Consider the following 19,197-nt stretch of genomic DNA (forward strand, 5'->3'; position numbering starts at 1 on the left):
AACTCGGTTTTTTAATCATTTATTCTACCACCAGCTTGCGGGTGCTGCGGCCGGCCGCGCCATCGGCCTGCACCAGGTAGGTACCGGGGCGCAGGGCAGCAAGGTCCAGCGTGGCGGTAGTGCCCGTGGGCTGCACCGAATACACAGGGCGGCCCAGCAAGTCGCTCACAAGGAGCCGGCTGCCCGGCGTGGGCAGCTGCACGGTGGCCTGCCGACGGGCAGGGTTAGGAAACAGGTCGAAGGCAAAAGCAGTGGCCGGGCGTGTGGCTGTCGGCACGTAGGCGCGGTTTTCGAGGGTCAGAATCCGGTCGTCGGTGGTGGCGGGGGTACCCCGGCCGTCGCGGTTGCTGGTGCCGATGTACACCTTGCCATCCGGCGACACGCAGATGGCCCGCAGCCGGCCAAAGGTGGTAAGAAAATCACCGCTGGGGGCGGTGCTGCCAGCCGCATCCAGCGTGAGCTGGATGAGCTTGTGGTCTTTGAGCACGGCCAGCAGCAGGCTGCCCCGCCAGCCGGGAATGGCCGGGTGGTCGTAGTACGTGAGGCCGGCCGGGGCAATGGTGGGCGTCCAGACGGTGAGGGGCTCGCGCACGTTGTTGGCGGTGCAGAAGGTGGCTTCGGCAGGCAGGTCGCAGAGGCCTTCCACGTTGGGCCAGCCGTAGTTGCGGCCCGCTTCTATCTTGTTGATTTCGTCGTCATTATTCGGCCCGTGCTCCGAGCTGTAGATGCGGCCATCGGGCAGTCGCACAATGCCTTGCGGGTTGCGGTGGCCCAGCGTGTAGATAGCGCTGCCAGCAGTGGGGTTGTTAGTCGGAATGGTGCCATCGAGGTTCAGCCGCAGAATCTTACCGTTGAGGGAGTTTCGGTTCTGCGCCTCGGAGGCCACCAGCGCGTCGCCGGTGGTCATGAGCAGGGTGTGGTCGGGCAGGAGCAGCAGGCGCGAGCCGCTGTGGTTGGTGGTGGCCACGATGTTGCCCAGCAGCACCACGGGGTTGCTCAGCGTGCCGTTGGCGTAGGAATAGCGCACCAGCTTCTCCTTCAGCGTGCCCTGGTCGGTGTAGTTATACACCACAAACACGCCGTAGGTCCCGGCCGGTTGGCCCGTGGGCGCGGCATCGATGGCCATGCCCAACAGTCCGCTCTCATTGTTTTCGGTCACATCAGCAATGGTAAGCAGCGGCAGCAACTGCCCGGTGGCCGGGTTCACACGGCTGATGCGGCCGCTGCGCTCCGTCACCCAGATAAAATTATCCGGCCCCCACACCAGCTCCCATATCGTGCTCAGATTGGATGCCAGGGCCGAAACCGTGACCGTAGTACTGCCCACCGGAAACGTGGTGAGGGACGGCGCCTGGGCACAGGCGGCGAGTGGCAGCCCCGTGGTGCACAGGGCAAGCAAAGCATTGCGTAGAGATTTCATGGCAATAGGCAGGAAGTGGTGAAAGAATAAAAGCGCTGTTTATCAAAAGATAACGAAACTTTTCTACCGCCGGATGCACCATGCCTGGCCCGGAGCTGATTTTGTAGCTTGCAACGGCATTTACTGACTTCCGCTATGGCTGATTTTTTCACCGCCGCCCACCCCACCGGCTACACCCTCAGCACCGACCCCGCCCGGCTCGACCTCACCGCCATTCACCGCTGGCTGAGCGAGGAATCGTATTGGGCCAAGCACATTCCACGCGCCACCGTGGAGCGCGCCGTGGCCAACTCCCTCAATTTCGGCCTCTACGCCCCCGATGGCCGCCAAGCCGGCTTCGCCCGTGTGGTGACGGACAGGGCCACGTTTGCCTGGCTCTGCGACGTATTTGTGCTGCCCGAGTTTCGGGGCCACGGCCTCTCCAAGTGGCTGGTGAAGCAGATGCTGGCCCACCCCGACCTACAAAACCTGCGCCGCCACCTGCTCGCCACCTTCGACGCCCACACCCTCTACCAGCGCTTCGGCTACGAGCCGCTGGACCGCCCCGAGCGCTGGCTCGAAATCAAAAAGGCCAACCCCTACCCGGCGCCATAAGCCGCTATTTGGCCAGGCTGGTCCACTTGCTGTCCTTCAGCCGAAACCGCCACGGCTGCCCGGCGGCCTCAGCTCCGGCGTAGGCCAGGCCTACCCGCGCGCTAGCCACCACATCAGCATCGGCTACGTTTTCGGCGTGGTCTTCAAACCAGATAACGTCGCCGGTAACCGGCTGGCCGGTGAGGGCAGGCGTAATGCCCAGCGCCTGGCTTAGCACGCCCGGCCCGGCCGTGAGGGCGCGCACGGGCCGCGCCAGGCTGCGCCGGCGCAGCATTTCTTCCACCCCAATCAATGGCTCGATGGCCCGAATGAGCACCGCGTCGGGGTGGCGGGCATCGTGCGTGGCAATGTTGAACAACGCGTGTCGGTTGTAGACGGTGTAGATGTAGGCATGGCCGCCGGGCACGTGCAGCCCCTGCGCCTGGTGGCGCTTGCGCTGCAAATGCAGCGTGAGGGAATGGTCGCCCTCGTGCCGGTAAGCCTCGGTTTCGACGATACGGCCGGCCGTTATTACGCCGTCCAGGTGCGTGTAAAGGTGCTTGCCCAGCAGGTCGCGGGCAATGGCCAGCACATCGGGACGCTGGAAGAAAGCGGCGGGGAGTTTGGAATGCGACATGGATTTCAGCGGACGCGGTAGCGCAGCCCGATGCTCAGCAGCCAGTGTTGCTGCTGCCACGGCAGGCGCGTGGTAGGCTGGTCGTTCACGCGCAGGTCTACGTCGGCAGCGGGTAAATCGACGGTGGCGGCGCGTCGGAACAGGAAAAAGCCGCTTTCCTCGTCCAGCTGCAGTTGCGTTTTGCTGCGCATCGGCACCAGGTAGCTGGCATCAGCGACCAGCTCGAACCTATGGCTCAGCTCTACCCCCAGGCCAAGAGAGGGGCGCAGCGCGTCGCTGACGGTTTGCACGCGGGCGCTTAGCTCATCGGCCCCCAGGTGGGTGCCGGCCACGCGCAGGCCCGCGTCGGGATTATCAAAAGTGCCCAAAGGAAGGCCCACGGTTTGACGGATATAGCCCAGGCCAGCGCGGCCGTAGAGCGGCCGGTGGTGCGGGTTGACGTTGTGCTCGTAGCTCAGGCCCACCTCCCAGCCATCGCCCTTGAGCTGCCGGTACAGGCGCTGCGTGGCCACGCTAACCGCCAGTTCCCGCGTCAGGGTATACTGGTATTCAAACTGGGTTATTACGGTCAAATCCTGCGCGCTCACCCGGCCCGTGCGCTGCATCTGCAGGCCGTAGCCGGCCGGCGCATACGCCACCGTGAGGCCGGCGGCGGGCACGGCCACCGGCCAGGCCCCCGCGTGCGAGCCGTAGCTGAAGCGTTTCAGGAAACGGTCGAAACCGCTCAGTTGCTTTTGCTGCGGGTCCGTCCCGGCTTCGGAAGGCTTGAACAAAGAATCCGTCTGCTGCTGGCGCTGCTGGTCGAGAAGGGCTTTTTGCAGTGTTTCGGGCGGCAGCAGCGTGGTGTGGCCCCGCCAGAAAGCCGAGTCGTAGGCCACGGCGTTGCGCAGAAACACGTCCTGGTACTGCGCCCGCTCCAGGTAGCCGGGCCGGGGCGTCTGAGCCGTGTCGATGGCCGTAGTCAGAAATTCGCCGAAATAGTTGAGCGGCGGGCCAACGGGCAGTTTGGCTTTGGTTTGCCACCATACGGTTTTGAGGTGCCAGCGGCCGGCGTACAATTGATAAGCCACGCGCAGACTGCGCGAGTCGGCGGCATTCGGCGAGCTGTTGAGGCCAGCGGGCGTGTAGTGCCACTCGGCTCCGAGGAAAGCGTAGCTGTCCTGGTCGATGTACATGCGGCCTTCGAAGTCGGCGCGGCGGTTGCCGGCCTTTGGTGCGAAGGTGATAACGTACACCGGCCGGTCCTGGAAGGTGCTGCCGGGCGCGAGGCGGTAGTCATAATCCTTGAAATGGGCAGGGTCGATAAACTGCGAGCGCCGGTGCACGAAATCGCCGAGGTGCACAATGAACGGCCCGCCCGCCCAATCGATGCGGAACGGCTGCCGCTCGGGCCGCAAATCGACCTTGCGCGACTGCTTTATCTGCACCTCCCCCTCCGCCGTGCGCCGCTGATACGGTTCCTTAAACGCCAGCAGCAGCCCTTCGGCCAGGTAACGCGGCTGCCCGGCCAAGTCGTTGTCGGACTCGCGGTAGAAGCCCGTGAGCTGCGTGGGCCGCGTGGGGTAGTTGCGCGGAATGCGCGCCACGGCCTCCCGCACGATGCCTAGCACCGAGCCCGTCACCTGCACTTCGCCCAGTGCCGCCGGGCTTATTTTCAATTCGATGAGCAACTCCGGCCCCGGCAGCGGCGGCAGCGGCTGGCTGTAGCTGCGGTAGCCCAGCAGCGCCACCGTCAGCCGTTCCCGAGCATAGGCCGGCGGGATGCTCAGGGCAAAGCGCCCGGCATCGTTGGTACTGGTACCGATGCGGTTATCGGCCACGCCCACCTGAGCGTTGGGGATGGGCTGGTGCGTTTCGGCATCGAGCACCCGGCCGCGCAACAGGGTTTGGGCCTGGGCGGGGCCAGCCAGCAGCACCAGCAGAAAAACAAGCCCCCTCGAATACGGCATAAGCAGAACGCAGTAGAGACGCATATTTGCGTCTCGCTGTTGAACGATTCGACCCAACATTCAGCGTTGGCTGTTCAACAACGAGACACAAATATGCGTCTCTACAACGTTTTTTTCAGCTATTGAGCCGACACCTGCTGGCTCAACAGATACTCGGCAATTTGCACGGCGTTGGTGGCGGCACCTTTGCGCAGGTTGTCGGCCACCACCCACATATTCAGGGTTTTGGGCTGGGTTTCGTCGCGGCGCAGGCGGCCTACCAGCACAGCGTCTTTGCCGTGGCTGTCTTTGGGCATGGGGTAGGTGTTGGTCGAGGGGTCATCCACCAGCTCCACGCCGGGCGTGTGGGCGAGGATTTCGCGCACTTCGGCCAGGTCAAATTCCTCGGCAAATTCCACGTTGATGGATTCTGAATGGCCGCCCATCACCGGAATCCGCACGCAGGTAGCCGTCACGCGAATGCTGTCGTCGCCCATGATTTTCTTCGTCTCGTTCACCATTTTCAGCTCCTCCTTGGTGTAGCCGCTGGGCTCGAACACGTCGATGTGGGGCAGCACATTCAGGTCGATGGGGTGCGGGTAGGCGGGGTTGCTGGCCGTTTGGCCGGCGCGCTCTTCCAGGAGCTGGTCCACGGCTTTTTTGCCGGTGCCGGTCACACTCTGGTAGGTGCTCACCACAATGCGGCGCACACGGTATTTTTTGTGCAAGTCATTCAACGCCACCACCATCTGAATGGTCGAGCAGTTGGGATTGGCAATGATTTTATCTTCCGGCGTGAGGGTTTTGGCGTTTAGCTCGGGCACCACCAGCTTCTTGGTGGGGTCCATGCGCCAGGCCGAGGAGTTGTCGATAACGGTGGTGCCCACGGCGGCAAAGCGCGGCGCGTGCTCTTTGCTAACGGAGCCGCCGGCCGAAAAAATAGCAATATCGGGGCGAGCTGCGATGGCATCATCCATGCTCACCACGGGGTATTTTTTGCCCTGAAATTCAATAAACTGGCCCACCGATTTGGCCGAAGCCACGGGCAATAGCTCGGTGAGGGGAAACTGACGCTCGGCCAATACTTTCAACATCTCGGTGCCCACCAGGCCGGTGGCACCCACAACAGCAATTTTCATGGAAAAAGCAGAAAAATAAACAGGCGCACCAACGGGCACGCACCCGCAAATGTCGCCAGAAATGGATTACTTTAGACGCCGCGTCAGCATTTTGCCGGCTTCAACTTCTTCTGCATTCCCTTGCTGAAACACCTTTACTTCCTGCTCCTGTTCCTACCCGGCTTTGCCCACGCCCAGCTGGCCGATAATTTCACCGACGGCAACTTCACCGCCAACCCGGCCTGGAGCGGCGACGCGGCCAGCTTCCAGGTAACCGCGCAAGTGCTGCAAAGCAACGGCCCGGCCGTCACCACCACCCAGATTGCCCTTAGCACGCCCTGCCAGGCCAACATCGGCACGGTATGGGAATTCTGGGCCAACCTGCGGGTAGCAACTACTTCGGGTAACTATGCCGACGTGTGGCTCATCGCCTCGCAGACCGACCTCAAGGCCGCCAACAACTCCGGCTACTTTGTGCGCCTGGGCGGCACCGGTGGCAAAGTGAGCCTTTTCCGCAAAGACTCCACCCGCACGGCCGTGGCGGTTATCGACGGCGCAACGGGAAGTTTGTCTACCACCAACAACCTGGTGCGTGTGCGCGTGACCCGCACCACGGCCAACCAGTGGACGCTGGAGCGCGACCTCACCGGCAACCGCACCTTCGTGGCCGAGGCCACGCAACCCGTCGACGCCACCTACCAGCGCAGCGTGGCCGTGGGCGTGTTCCTGAACTACTCAGCCACCAACAACCGCAACTTCTACTTCGACGACTTTGTGGTGACCGATGCCACGGCCCCGCTCCTGACCCGCGCCGTGCCCGCCGATGCCCGGCAGGTCGACGTGGTTTTCAACGAGGCCGTGGCCGCCGCCAGCGCCGGCCTGCCCGCCAACTACCGCCTGCAAAGCGGCGCGGTGCCGGTTTCGGCGCAGCCCTCGGCCACCAATCCGGCCGTGGTGCGCCTGGTTTTTGCCGCCGATTTTCCGAGCCAGAGCGTGCTGGAAGTTCGCAACGTGGCCGACAGCTACGGCAACGTGGCCGCCGGGCCGCTCACGGCCGCTTTCACGGCGCTGCCCGTGCCCCCGGCCTTTGGCGACTTGATTATCAGCGAGATTTTTGCCGATGAACTCCCGCAGGTGGGCTTGCCGCTTTCCGAATACGTGGAGATTTACAACCGCAGCCTCACCAAAACCCTGAGCCTGCGCGGGGTGCGCCTGGGCAAAACCGGCAGCACCACCTTCGCCGCCTTTGCCGATACGGCCAAGCTGCTGCCCGGCCAATATGCCGTGGTGTGCGGCAGCACGCGCATCAGCCAGTTTGCTACGCCCGGCGTGAAGGTGTACGGCCCCACCAACTTCCCCTCGCTCAGCAACGGTGGCGACCAGCTCCTTCTGCGCGGGCGCGACGGCCGCACGCTGTTCGAAGTGAGCTACGCGGATACGTGGTACCGCGACATTGCAAAAAAAGACGGTGGCTGGAGCCTGGAAATGATTGACACCAACAACTTTTGCGCCGGGGCCAGCAACTGGATTGCCAGCACCGACCCAATTGGCGGCACACCCGGCCGCGCCAACTCGGTGCGCGCCGCCAATGCCGACGCGCTGGCCCCCACCCTGCTCCGCGCCGAGCTGCCCGCGGCCAATACCCTGCGCCTCACCTTCTCGGAAAAGCTGGACAGTGCCTCCGTGAGCAACGTGGCCCGCTACACCCTTGCCCCGACCAATACCATCACCCGCGTCACGCCCATCGGGCCTGATTTCCGGCAGGTCGACCTCACGCTGGGTACGGCGGTTTCGACTTCGGCTGTTATCAACGTCACCGTGCAAACGGCCTCCGACTGCGTGGGCAACGTGAGCGGCAGCCTGCAAACGGCCACCGTGGCCCCGCCATCCCCCCCTGTTGTGGGCGACTTGATTATCAGTGAAGTATTCGCTGATGAAACTCCGCAGGTGGGCCTGCCAATGTTTGAATACGCGGAGATTTATAACCGGAGCGCCACCAAAACCATCAGCCTGCGCGGGGTGCGGCTGGGCAAGGGCGGCACCACCACGGTAGCCGTTTTTGCCGATACCGCCCGGCTGGCCCCCGGCCAATACGCCATTGTGTGCGGCAGCACCCACACGGCCGATTTTGCCCAGTACGGCAAGGTGTACGGCCCCACCAATTTCCCCTCGCTCAGCAACGGCGGCGACCAGCTTATTCTGCGCGGCGCTGACGGCCGCACGCTGTTTGAGGTGACGTATTCCGATGCCTGGTACCGCGACGCCACGAAGAAGGACGGCGGCTGGAGCCTGGAAATGATTGACACGAACAACTACTGCGGCGGGGCCAATAACTGGATTGCCAGCACCAACCCCAGCGGCGGCACCCCCGGCCGCGCCAACTCGGTGCGCGCCGCCAATGCCGACGCCCTGGCCCCTACCCTGCTCCGCGCCGTGGCCCTGAATGCCACCACCGTCCGCGCCTATTTCTCCGAAAAGCTGGACAGCACCATGGCCACCGCCGTGGGCCGCTACGCGCTGGCCGCGCCCAGCCCGGCCATCACGCGGGCCGCGCCCGTGGGGCCCGATTTCCGGCAGGTTGACCTCACGCTGGCCGCCGCCCTGACTCCCAGCCGCCCCGTCACCCTCACCGTGCAAACGGCCACCGACTGCGCCGGCAACGCCAGCGGCGTGCTCCAACCTGCTACTTTCGCCCTGCCCGAAACGGCCGTGAGCGGCGATGTGGTGATAAACGAGTTGCTGTTTAACCCCCGCGTGAGCGCCGTGCGGTTCGTGGAAATCATCAACCGCAGCAACAAATTCATCGATTTGCAGGGCTGGCAAATCGGGAGCGTAAAATCGGACGCCAGCATTGACAGCGACGTGCTCAGCACCGGGCCGTTGCTGCTGGCCCCGGGGCAGCTGCTGGCGTTCAGCACCAGCTCGGCCATCATCACGGCACAATACCCCACCAGCAGCGACGCAGCCAATCTGGTGCAAACATCCAGCCTGCCCACCTTCCCGGATGCGGGCACCGCAGTATTAATCGACGGCAATAAGACAGAAATTGACCGTTTTGTGTACAGCAAAGCCTTGCACCTGAGCTTGCTGGCTACGCAGGATGGCGTGTCGCTGGAACGCATACGGACTAACGGGCCAACGCTGGGCAGCAACTTCCACTCGGCGGCCAGCGCGGTGGGCTATGCCACGCCCGGCCGGCCCAACTCGCAGGCCCAGGACGAAGCCGGCGGCAACCAGGAGCTGACCGTGACGCCCGAAGTCTTCACCCCCGACGACGACGGCCAGCAGGATTTCGCCACCCTCAACTACCACCTCGACGCGCCCGGCTACGCCGCCAGCGTGACGGTGTACGATGCCCTGGGCCGCCTCACGCGCCGTCTCACGCGCAACGAAACCTTGCCCACCAATGGCTTCATCCAATGGGACGGCATCGATGACAAAGGCCACAAGGCGGCCGTGGGCTACTATATTCTGTTGGTCGAATTATTCCGCCCCAGCAGCGGCGAAAAGCGCGAGTACAAGAAAACCGTAGTACTGGGGGCACGGTTTTAGAAACGCCCTGCCATTGCGAGCACAGCGCGGCAATCCGTCCTGTCGAAACCAGTCACTTTCTTTTTCCACAAAGCCCCGGCACTTCGCAGTATCGGGGCTTTCTGTTACTACAATGGGCTTGTCGCATTGTAGGACTGGTCGCTGAGAGAGGACGGATTGCGAGCGCTGCGCTTGCAATGACAGACGTCCACCGAGCCCTGCCCTTATTAAACCCCACCAGCTCGTTCGCGTCTTACCAGGCATGAACAGCACCCAGCAATTGCAGCACCTCTACTGGCGCGCCGGCTTTGGACCGCGCCCGCAGGACGTGGCCGCCGGCCTCAGCCCGCGCAAAGCCCTGCGCCAGCTGCTGCACGATTCCGCGCAATACGAGCCCCTCGCCGGCCCCGCCCTGAACTATACTGACCCGCAGGGCATGGTGATGACCGACCCGGCCTCGACCAAAAGCAACCCCGTGCCCAACGGCATGGTAACCACACCCGACCAACCCGCGCCTCCCGGCGCACCGGCCGCGCCCGTAGCCGCTCTGCGCCCCCGCGCGGCATTCAAAGGTGGCACCATTGCGGCGGGCGTGCCGCGCCTGCGCCGCGCCGACCTCACGCCCGCCCAGCGCAAGATGCAGAACGAGGGCATCCGCGACGCTTTCAACAACATGAGCACGGCCTGGATGGAGCGCATGGCCACCTCGTCGGCCCAGCTGCGCGAGAAAATGACGCTGTTCTGGCACGGGCACTTCGCCTGCCGCGTGCGCCAGCCCGATGCCGCGCTCAGCCTGCACAATACCACCCGGCAGTACGCCTTGGGCAAATTCCCCGACCTGCTGCTGGCCGTGAGCAAGGAGCCGGCCATGCTCCAGTTCCTCAACAACCAGCAAAATCGCAAGGAGCATCCCAACGAAAACTTCGCCCGCGAGGTGATGGAGCTGTTCACGCTGGGCCGCGGCAACTACACCGAAACCGACGTGAAGGAAGCCGCCCGCGCCTTCACCGGCTGGGGCTACGACTACCAGAGCAATTTCAAGTTCCGGGAACGAGAGCACGACGCCGGGACCAAAACCTTCTTGGGCAAAACCGGCAACCTGACCGGCGAGGACGTGCTGACGCACATTCTGGCCCAGCCCGCCGCCGCCACGTTCCTGACCACCAAAATCTACCGCTTCTTCGTGAACGACGTGCCCAACCCGGCGCACATTGAGCCGCTGGCGGTGGCCTTCCGCAAAAGCGGCTACGATATTGCCGACCTCATGGAGCGCCTGTTTTCGGCCGATTGGTTCTACGAGCCGGTCAACATGGGCACCCACATCAAAAGCCCGGTGGAATTGCTGGCCGGCATCCGCCGCACGCTCAATGTGAAGGTCGACAACGCGCAGCCGCTGCTGGGCCACCAGCGTGCCCTGGGCCAGAACCTGTTTCAGCCGCCCAACGTGGCCGGCTGGCCCGGCGGCCGCAACTGGATTGATTCGTCCTCGCTGCTGCTGCGCCTGCAGCTGCCGGCCATTCTGTTCAAAAACGCTGAGTTCGCGGTGGCCCTCAAGCAGGACGAAAACGACATCGCCCCCAACCAAACCAAGGCCGAGCGCACCGTGCGGCCTGGCGCGGGGGCCCACCTGCCACTGGCTCCGCTCCAGCAACTGCTCGGGGCCACGCCCGTCGCCCAGCAACCCGAGAAGCTCAGCGGCTTTCTGCTTCAAGCTAACATTCGGCCCGAAAACCTGCAGCTGGTGCAGCAGGCCGCCCAGCAAAAAGAGCCGGCCGAAGCTTTGCGGGCCACATTGGTGAGCCTGCTGAGTTTGCCTGAATACCAGTTGGCGTAACTTCCTTCCTTACCATATAGAGCTATGGCTTCCACCCGCCGCGAATTCCTTCGTACTTCCGCTTTGGCCAGCACCTTGCTGCTGGTGCCCAAGTTTCTGCACGCCCTGGACCGCGGACCGGGTCTGGCCGGTCTGCGCGATGCCGCCGGGGCGCGCCGCCTCATCGTGGTGCAGCTGGGCGGGGGCAACGATGGGCTGAATACCGTCATCCCCTACCGCAACGACCTGTACTACAAGGCCCGGCCCACGCTCGGCATCAAGGAAACCGAGGGGATTCTGGCTTTGGATAAAGACCTGGGGCTGCATCCGGCTTTAAAAGGCTTGAAAGGCCTGTACGACCAGGGCCAACTGGCCGTGCTGAACTCGGTGGGCTACCCCAACCCCGACCGCTCGCACTTCCGCTCGATGGATATCTGGCAGTCCGGCTCGGGCTCCGACCAGGTGGTAAGTACCGGCTGGCTCGGCCGCTACCTCGATTCGAGCTGTGCCGACTGTCAGCGCCCCTACAACGCTCTCGAAATCGACGACACCCTCAGCCTGGCCCTGAAAGGCAGCCAGCGCAAAGGCCTGGCCCTGAAAAACCCCGATAAATTCCACCAAATCAATCAGAACCGCCTGCTGAGCAAGGTGAGCAAGGAAACCGCGCCTGCCCACCAAGAGCAGGTCGACTACCTCTACAAGACGCTGGCCGAAACCGCGTCCTCAGCTGATTATCTGTACGACAAGTCGAAAATCTACAAGTCGGCCGTGACGTACCCGAACTCCGACTTCGGCAAAAACCTGAAAACCACCGCCGAGCTGATTAACTCCGGCGTGGAATCCCGCGTGTACTACCTGGCCCTGAGCGGCTTCGACACCCACGTGCGCCAGCACGAGCAGCAGCAGCGCCTCTTCACCGACCTCGGCGACGGCTTGGCCGCCCTGGCCGACGACTTGCGCCAGCACGACCAATGGAACAACACGCTGGTGCTGGTATTCAGCGAATTCGGCCGGCGCGTGGGCCAGAACGCCAGCAACGGCACCGACCACGGCACGGCCAACAACGTGTTTCTGGCCGGCGGCGCACTCCAGAAGAAAGGCGTGATAAACGACGCCCCCGACCTCGTGAACCTCGACCAGGGCGACCTGCGCCACCAGGTCGACTTCCGCAGCATCTACGCCAACATCCTCAAAGACTGGCTCGGCGCCGACGACACCGCCATTCTGGGCACGGGCTTTGAGCGGATGAGCGGGCTGGTTTGAGTTGAGGGTTAAAGAGTAGGAGTTACCAGAACGGCAACTCTTAACCCAATTATAGCGGCACGTTGAAGCCGAACGCCCAGATGGCCTGCAGCGACCCAAAAACGTGGGTGGCGCGGCCCTGCCGGTCATCGCCGAGGTAGGTGTTGGTGTAGTCGGCGAAGGCGCCCTGAATATCGGTTTGCAGGAAGAAATAGCGAAAAATATCCGCTTTCAGGCCCAGGCTGCTGCCCACCACCAAGCCGTGGTAGTGGAACGGTCCCTCCTGGTGGTTGCCCAGCACGGTGGAAATAGTGTAGGAAATCATGGGGCCGGCTCCCACCTTGCCCACGGCACTCACCTTGAAGTGGCGGCGGTCCCAGAGCGTCTTGTGCTTCACCAGGTTCACCATGAGGTAGTTGTTGCCGTTGGTGTGCTGCAGGTGCACAAAGTCGGGCGTCACCAGCGTGTCCTTATCAATGTAGTGGCCCCGGATGTTGCCGCGCACGTGAATCACCTGGTTGTCGTCGACCACATATTTGAGGTGGTTCCAGCTCACTTCAATGCCCAGGTTGTGCTTGTCGTGAAACAGGTAGCCCAGCGTCATGTCGTACTGCGGGATGGTCCAGGAATTGAACCGCCAGAAATCCTTAAAATCGGGCTTGTCGCTGGCGTGGGCGTGCAGAAAGGTAAAGTCGTAGTTGTCGGTCGTGGTGTTTTTGAAGCGAATGTCGCTGCGCGTGTACCAGTCGCGGTTGTAGCCCCAGCTGAAATACACGCTGCCGTGCGGCGTGAGCTCGGGCGGAATGGGCGCGGCCGTGGCCGTTGAGGTAGTGGCAATTGGGTCGACGGCCGGAGCCAGCGGTTGGGCAACAATTGGCCCGGCCAGGCCCATCAATAGGCCCGACAATAAGAAGGTAAATCTCATTGAAAATGAATAAATAATTTCCGCAATAAAGCTCAACTATAAAAGCGCGCGAAGGTAAGCCGCAAGTCTGCCAATTGTTTAGCCTGAGCGTGAGGCTGTATGCTCGGTGTGCCCGGCCACAAGTCCCAATGGCACGGTTTATAGGCCTCCTGAAGTGCGGCACCGTAGCTTAGCGCCGGAATCTACCCGCACTTACTCCCGTGAAAAAACTATTTATCTGTGCGGCAGCAGCCCTGCTGCTGGCACCGGCCGCGCCCGCCCCTGCGCAGATTCTCACCCCACCGGCGGCCTATGCCGGCCCACGCTTTCCCGGTGGCCCCGACTCGCTGCGCGCCCTAACGGGCCGTAGCATACGGCAGGCCGGCGCCACGCCAGCGGGCCGCATGCTGGTCCAGTTCGAGTTGAAGGCCGATGGCCAGCCGACCAACTACACCATGGTGCGCCCGCCCGAGCCGCTGAGCAAGCCGTTGGTAGAAGCTGCCGCCACGGCGCTAAACTATCTGGAAGCCCACATGCCCGCCTGGCAGCCCGCCCCACCCGACCCCGAAGCATCATCCAAAACTCAGCCGGCCTGCATCAGCCTCGTGCTGGATTTCACCACTCCTCTGACTGCGCAGCCGTATGCCTACACCGACCTGCTACCAGCCGTTCCGGACCCAGTAGCGCTACATAAGGCTCAGAAAAAATCCCGCTACCCCATTTCGCTGGACTACTCTTCGCGTAGCCTCAAAACCTACACTCAACGGCAGGTCCTGTATCCACCAGCAGCCCTGCGCCAGCAATTGCAAGGAGCAGTTTACGTCTATTTCGAGATAGGAGAAAATGGGGCCATTGAGCGTCCTTGCATTGTCAGTTCGGTAGGCGAAGCATTGGATCTGGAAGTGTTGAAGGCTCTCAAGCAACTACCCAACGCCACAGTACCCGCCTCGCTCCACGGCCGGCCGGCACGAGTATATTACTCATTACCTATCACATTCGTAATCAACTAAGCCCTACCGCCCAAACACGGCCGCCGCCAGCGCCAGCACGGCCCGGCGCGTGGCCTCTGGCTGCTCCAGGTACGAGAGGTGCCCGCTGCCTTCCAGAAACAGCGCCGCGCCAACTGGCGGCAGGGCCGCCTGGCGCACGGCATCGTCGAAATGCACGGCCACGTCGTGCTTGCCGGCCACCATCAGCACCGGGAAAGAGGCTTTGGCCAGCACCTGGGTGCGCTCGGGGCGGGCGGCCATGCCGCGCAGCGCCCCGGTGATGGTGGTGGCCGGCGTGGCCTTGCCGATTTCTTCGAGCAAGCCGCGGGCGTCGGTCAACTTGTCGCGGTTGGTGGGCGCGAAGAGCGGGCGCACGAATGATTCCATAAACTTGCCCACGCCGTGACGCTCCACGAAGTTGATGTTTTTCTCGCGGTTCTGGCGCTTCTCGTCGGTATCGGGCAGGGCGGTGGAGTTGATGAGGGCCAGGCCGGCCACGCGCTGGGGCCAACGCTCGGCCAGGGCCAGGGCCACGTAGCCGCCCATGCTGTGGCACACCAGCAGCACCGGGTCGGGGCAGCCTTTCTGGTTGAGGTAGTCGATGATGTGACGCGCCTGGGCCTCCATCGAAAAATCGGGCACGGGCGCGAGGTTGGTGCCGTGGCCGGGCAGGTTGGGGGCCAGCAGCCGGTAGCCATCCGGAAAAGCGCGGGTGAAGTCGGTCCACACCTCGCGGCTTTCGGCGAAACCGTGGAGGAAAACGATGGTGGGCGGGTTGGAGGCGGGCGTCATACGGGCAAAAGTAAGGTTCCCCGCTTTCCGCTTGCTTATTTATTTCACCGCTTCTTCCACCTGCCGCAGCGACGACTCCCGCACGAACAACTGCGGCTGCAGTACCACCTGCCGCTGCGAAAACGCCGTGCCATCGGCCGCCGCCAAATCGGTGAAAAGGCGGAAGGCGGCCTGGCCCATTTCCTCGCAGCGCTGGTCCACAGAGGTGAGATGGGGCTCGGCCACCATGGTCAGGGCCTCGTTGCTAAACCCCGCCAGGGCCACGTCCTGCGGCACGCGCAGGCCCCGGCTTTTTAGCACCTGCAAGGCCCCGAGAATGGCCCAGTCGCCGGCCGAGAATACACCATCGGGCGGGTTGGGCAGGGCCAGCAATTGCTTCATGCTTTCCTGGCCGCCTTCCAGGGTCATGTCGCAGTCGATAATCAGGCTGTCGTCTGGCGCGATGCCGTGGCTTTGCAGGGCCTCCAGGTAGCCCTGGCGGCGGTTGCGGTAGATATTGAGGTGCTGCGGGCCGGCCAGGTGCGCCACGCGGCGGCAGCCCTGCTCCAGCAGGTGGCGCGTGGCCTGGAAGGCGCCGTCCTGGTCGTTCAGCACCACGGCATTCACGCTGTCGCCTTCCAGAATACGGTCGAAAAACACCAGCGGTACCCCGCGCTTAATTACTTTATCGAAGTGCCGAAAATCGAGCGTGGTGCGCGACACCGACACCAGAATGCCCGCTACCTGCGCGCTGAGCAGAGTTTCGAGGTTTTTGCGCTCCTGCGCCACGTCTTCGTTCGACTGGCAGATGATGACGCTGTAGCCCGCCTTGCTGGCCGCCGTTTCAATGCCGTGCACCACCGACGCGAAAAAGCGCCCTTCGATGTAGGGCACAATCACGCCCAGCAGTGTGCTGGTGCCCTTGCGCAGGGCCGAAGCCATGCGATTGGGCTGGTAGTTCAGCTTTTTGGCTAGCTTGAGCACGGCCTGCTTGGTGGCCGGCCCAATGCTGTGGTGGTCGCTCAGGGCCCGCGAAATCGTGGTCATCGACACGCCCAGCTCCCGGGCCAAATCGGCCATGGAAACGGGGCTGTGGCCCGCATCGGAGGGTTTTGCAGAAGGGCGGCGTCCGGCCATTTTACTAATGCGATAGATAGAACTACAAGGCGTAAAGCTAGTAGAAGTGCCGCAACGATTACCCGGCGGCCCGGTTCTAACCCGGCAGCTTGCCGGAGAAGAACGTAATTTTTTTACCCCCAATTCCATAATTCCGCCGGCCGGAACCGTACAACAACGCCTGTCTTTCCGGACCTTTGGCCCCTCTGAACCAATTGCGACTCTATGAACCCTCTCGTTGACATCCGCCAGTTCGACCAAAGCCTGTGGCTGGACTTTATCAGCCGCCCCATCATCATCGACGGCAAGCTCCAGCGCCGCATCCAGGACGAAGCCCTGCGCGGCGTAACCTCGAACCCGGCCATTTTCGCCAAGTCCATCGGCGACACGGCCGACTACGATTCGGCCATCAAAGCCCTAGCCCTGCAAGGCAAAACCACCGACGAAATCTACACCAACCTGGCCGTGTCGGATGTGCAGGCGGCTACCGACCTGTTCCGCCCGCTCTACGACGGCCCCGACCACGGCTCCGACGGCTACGTGAGCCTCGAAGTATCGCCCGAGCTAGTGAACGACACCGAAGGCACCATCGCCGAGGCCCTGGCCCTGTGGAAAGCCGTGGACCGCCCCAACGTGATGATAAAAGTGCCGGCCACGCTCGAAGGCCTGCCCGCCATCCGTCGCCTCATCTCGGAAGGCGTGAACGTGAACGTGACCCTGATTTTCGGCCTGGAGCGCTACCGCCTGGTGGCCGAAGCTTTCATCGCCGGCCTCGAAGACCGCGCCGCCAAGGGCGAGCCGCTGGCCCGCATCGACTCGGTGGCCAGCTTCTTCCTGAGCCGCATCGACGTGCTGATTGACCCCATGCTGGAGAAAATCGCGGCCGAAGGCGGCGAGAAGGGCAAGCTGGCCGAAAGTCTCGTGGGCGAAGTGGCCATTGCCAGCGCCAAGCAGGCCTACCAGATTTACAAGGAGATTTTCTCGGGTCCGCGCTGGGAAGCTTTGGCCGCGAAAGGGGCCGAAACCCAGCGCCTGCTGTGGGCCAGCACCGGCAACAAAAACCCCAAATACGACAACCTGCGCTACGTCGACGGCCTCATCGGCCCGCACACGGTGAACACCGTGCCCGTGGAAACGCTGGACCTGTTCGGCAAGAGCGGCAAGGTGGCCGCCACCATCGAAACCAACCTGGAGCACTCGAAAGACGTGCTGGCCCGCCTGCCCGAGCTCGGCATCAACCTTGAAGAACTGACCCAGCACCTCGAAGAAGACGGCGCGACCAAGTTCAAGGAGCCCTTCGCCAAGCTGATGCAGTCCATCGAAAAGAAGCGCGCCCTGGCCGTGGAAGAAAAGGTGGACGACTCGAAAATGGAGCTGGGCCAGTACCAGGCCGCCGTTGATGCGCAGATTGCCAAGTTCAAAGCCGACAATTTCGTGCATGGCTTCTGGGATAAGAAAGCCGACCTGTGGACGGCTGATGAAGCCGGCCAGCACAGCATCCGCAGCTACATGGGCTGGCTGCGCGTGGCGGAGACGATGGTGGGTGCCGTGCCCGAAATCGAGCAGTTCGTGCACGAGGTGCAGGCCGCCGGCTTCAAGCACGTCGTGGTGATGGGCATGGGCGGCAGCACGATGGCTCCCATCGTGTTTAAATCCTCCTTCCCGAAAGGCGAAAACGGCCTGCCGATGTCGGTGCTCGACACCACCGACCCCGGCGCGGTGCGCGCCATTGAGGCCGAGCTTCCGCTGGCCGAGACGCTGTTCATCGTGGCCAGCAAATCCGGCACCACGGCCGAGCCGCTGGCTTTCGGCGACTATTTCTACGCCAAAGTCAAAGAAATCAAGGGTGATAAAGCCGGCGAAAACTTCGTGGCCATCACCGACCCGGGCTCCAAGTTCGTGACCGACGCCACAGCCGCCAAGTACCGCCGCATCTTCCTCAACTTCCCCGAAGTGGGCGGCCGTTTCTCGGCCCTCACCTACTTTGGCCTAGTGCCGGCGGCCCTCTACGGCCTGCCCATCGGCGAGATTCTGGAACGCGCTATTTTGATGATGCGTGCCTGCGGTGCCTACGGCCCCACCGAGAAAAACCCCGGCCTCGAATTCGGCACCGCCCTGGGCGTGCTGGCGTCGCAGGGCCGCGACAAGCTCACCATCGTGGTGCCCGATGCCCTGCACGACCTCGGCCTGTGGCTGGAGCAGCTCATCGCCGAAAGCACCGGCAAGGAAGGCAAGGGCATCCTGCCCGTGGCCGGCGAGCCGCTGGGCGACCCCAGCATCTACGGTACCGACCGCGTATTCGTGTACGTGGGGTACAAGGACCAGCCCGACGAGGCCAACACCGCCAAGCTGCAGGCCCTGGCCGCCGCCGGCCACCCCGTCATCACCCTGCTGATGAAGGACGCCTTCGACCTCGGCCAGGAGTTCTACCGCTGGGAAGTGGCCACGGCCGTGGCCAGCGCCGTGTTCCGCATCAACCCCTTCGACCAGCCCAACGTGCAGGCCGCCAAAACGGCCACCGACAAGCTAATGAAGGCCGTGGAAACCGAAGGCAAGCTGCCCGAAACCGAAGCCCCCGCCGCCAGCGAAAACGGCGTGGACTACTACACCGCCGCCCACGGCGACGGGGCGGCCGGCGTGCTCAAAGCCTTCTTCGCCCAGGCCAAGCCCGGCGATTTCGTGTGTCTGCAAGCCTACCTCACCGAGACGCCCGCCGTAAGCGCCAGCCTGCTGGCCCTGCGCCAGCGCGTGCAGCAGGAGCTGCACCTGGCCACCACCTCGGGCTACGGCCCGCGCTTCCTGCACAGCACCGGCCAGTACCACAAGGGCGGCCCCAACACCGGCCTGTTCATCCAGTTCACGGATGACAACCCGCAGGACCTGGCCCTGCCCGGCCGCTCCTACACCTTCGGCACCTTCAAGAATGCCCAGGCCCTCGGCGACCTGCAAGCCCTGCTCGACAACGGCCGCCGCACCCTCCGCGTGAACCTCGGCAACAATGCCGAGGCCGGCCTGAAAACGATGCTCGCCGCCCTGCCGCCGCTGAAGTAACTCCCAGCTGCGGCTACTCCTGCCACGCGGCGGTTCCCGGCAACGGGGGCCGCCGCGTGTTGTTTTTTTTGGATGTTCACTACGGGGGAAATTAAGTAGCACAA

General features: G+C 63.3%; 13 protein-coding genes. 6 read left to right on the plus strand and 7 right to left on the minus strand.

Going from position 1 to position 19,197, the window contains the following annotated elements; all coding sequences use genetic code 11:
- Nucleotides 1-19: 19 nt before the first annotated feature.
- Nucleotides 20-1,420 (minus strand): PQQ-dependent sugar dehydrogenase, encoded by a 1,401-nt coding sequence (locus ACYVM5_RS06685; protein WP_460617344.1) that lies wholly within the window; start codon nt 1,418-1,420, stop codon nt 20-22.
- A 135-nt stretch (nt 1,421-1,555) separates the two neighbouring features.
- On the opposite strand from ACYVM5_RS06685, the gene ACYVM5_RS06690 reads away from it, so the two are divergent.
- Nucleotides 1,556-2,014, plus strand: coding sequence for a GNAT family N-acetyltransferase (locus ACYVM5_RS06690; protein WP_460617345.1), 459 nt, complete (start codon nt 1,556-1,558; stop codon nt 2,012-2,014).
- A 4-nt stretch (nt 2,015-2,018) separates the two neighbouring features.
- On the opposite strand, the gene ACYVM5_RS06695 is transcribed toward ACYVM5_RS06690, so the two are convergent.
- The 3 genes from ACYVM5_RS06695 to ACYVM5_RS06705 all read right to left on the minus strand — a co-directional run bounded on the left by ACYVM5_RS06695 (nt 2,019) and on the right by ACYVM5_RS06705 (nt 5,697).
- Nucleotides 2,019-2,630 carry a DNA-3-methyladenine glycosylase gene (locus ACYVM5_RS06695; RefSeq protein ID WP_460617346.1) on the minus strand — a complete coding sequence of 204 codons (612 nt, stop codon included), beginning with the start codon at nt 2,628-2,630 and terminating at the stop codon, nt 2,019-2,021.
- Between the two features lie 5 nt (nt 2,631-2,635).
- Entirely contained in the window at nt 2,636-4,579 is a 1,944-nt protein-coding gene (locus tag ACYVM5_RS06700; protein ID WP_460617347.1) for a carboxypeptidase-like regulatory domain-containing protein, read from the minus strand.
- A gap of 119 nt (nt 4,580-4,698) precedes the next feature.
- Nucleotides 4,699-5,697, minus strand: coding sequence for an aspartate-semialdehyde dehydrogenase (locus ACYVM5_RS06705; protein WP_460617348.1), 999 nt, complete (start codon nt 5,695-5,697; stop codon nt 4,699-4,701).
- Nucleotides 5,698-5,817: 120 nt separating this feature from the next.
- On the opposite strand from ACYVM5_RS06705, the gene ACYVM5_RS06710 reads away from it, so the two are divergent.
- The 3 genes from ACYVM5_RS06710 to ACYVM5_RS06720 all read left to right on the plus strand — a co-directional run bounded on the left by ACYVM5_RS06710 (nt 5,818) and on the right by ACYVM5_RS06720 (nt 12,283).
- Complete coding sequence (locus ACYVM5_RS06710) at nt 5,818-9,228, plus strand: lamin tail domain-containing protein (RefSeq protein ID WP_460617349.1); 3,411 nt, start codon at nt 5,818-5,820, stop codon at nt 9,226-9,228.
- 241 nt (nt 9,229-9,469) lie between these two features.
- Entirely contained in the window at nt 9,470-11,041 is a 1,572-nt protein-coding gene (locus ACYVM5_RS06715) for a DUF1800 domain-containing protein (RefSeq protein ID WP_460617350.1), read from the plus strand.
- 24 nt (nt 11,042-11,065) lie between these two features.
- Nucleotides 11,066-12,283: a DUF1501 domain-containing protein gene (locus tag ACYVM5_RS06720; protein WP_460617351.1), complete on the plus strand. Its 1,218-nt coding sequence runs from the start codon at nt 11,066-11,068 to the stop codon at nt 12,281-12,283.
- 49 nt (nt 12,284-12,332) lie between these two features.
- Here ACYVM5_RS06720 and ACYVM5_RS06725 read toward each other — a convergent pair whose 3' ends face one another.
- Complete coding sequence (locus ACYVM5_RS06725; protein WP_460617352.1) at nt 12,333-13,187, minus strand: hypothetical protein; 855 nt, start codon at nt 13,185-13,187, stop codon at nt 12,333-12,335.
- A 200-nt stretch (nt 13,188-13,387) separates the two neighbouring features.
- Here ACYVM5_RS06725 and ACYVM5_RS06730 point away from each other — a divergent pair, with 200 nt between their 5' ends.
- Nucleotides 13,388-14,176 carry an energy transducer TonB gene (locus ACYVM5_RS06730; RefSeq protein ID WP_460617353.1) on the plus strand — a complete coding sequence of 263 codons (789 nt, stop codon included), beginning with the start codon at nt 13,388-13,390 and terminating at the stop codon, nt 14,174-14,176.
- A gap of 3 nt (nt 14,177-14,179) precedes the next feature.
- Here the strand turns inward: ACYVM5_RS06730 and ACYVM5_RS06735 are convergent, their stop codons facing one another.
- Complete coding sequence (locus ACYVM5_RS06735) at nt 14,180-14,947, minus strand: alpha/beta fold hydrolase (protein ID WP_460617354.1); 768 nt, start codon at nt 14,945-14,947, stop codon at nt 14,180-14,182.
- A 39-nt stretch (nt 14,948-14,986) separates the two neighbouring features.
- Nucleotides 14,987-16,006, minus strand: a complete 1,020-nt coding sequence (locus tag ACYVM5_RS06740) for a LacI family DNA-binding transcriptional regulator (RefSeq protein ID WP_460617355.1) — start codon at nt 16,004-16,006, stop codon at nt 14,987-14,989.
- Between the two features lie 261 nt (nt 16,007-16,267).
- Between ACYVM5_RS06740 and ACYVM5_RS06745 the strand changes: the two genes are divergently transcribed.
- Nucleotides 16,268-19,093 carry a bifunctional transaldolase/phosoglucose isomerase gene (locus ACYVM5_RS06745; protein WP_460617356.1) on the plus strand — a complete coding sequence of 942 codons (2,826 nt, stop codon included), beginning with the start codon at nt 16,268-16,270 and terminating at the stop codon, nt 19,091-19,093.
- The last annotated feature ends 104 nt before the right edge of the window (nt 19,094-19,197 follow it).

Source organism: Hymenobacter ruber, assembly GCF_054783255.1.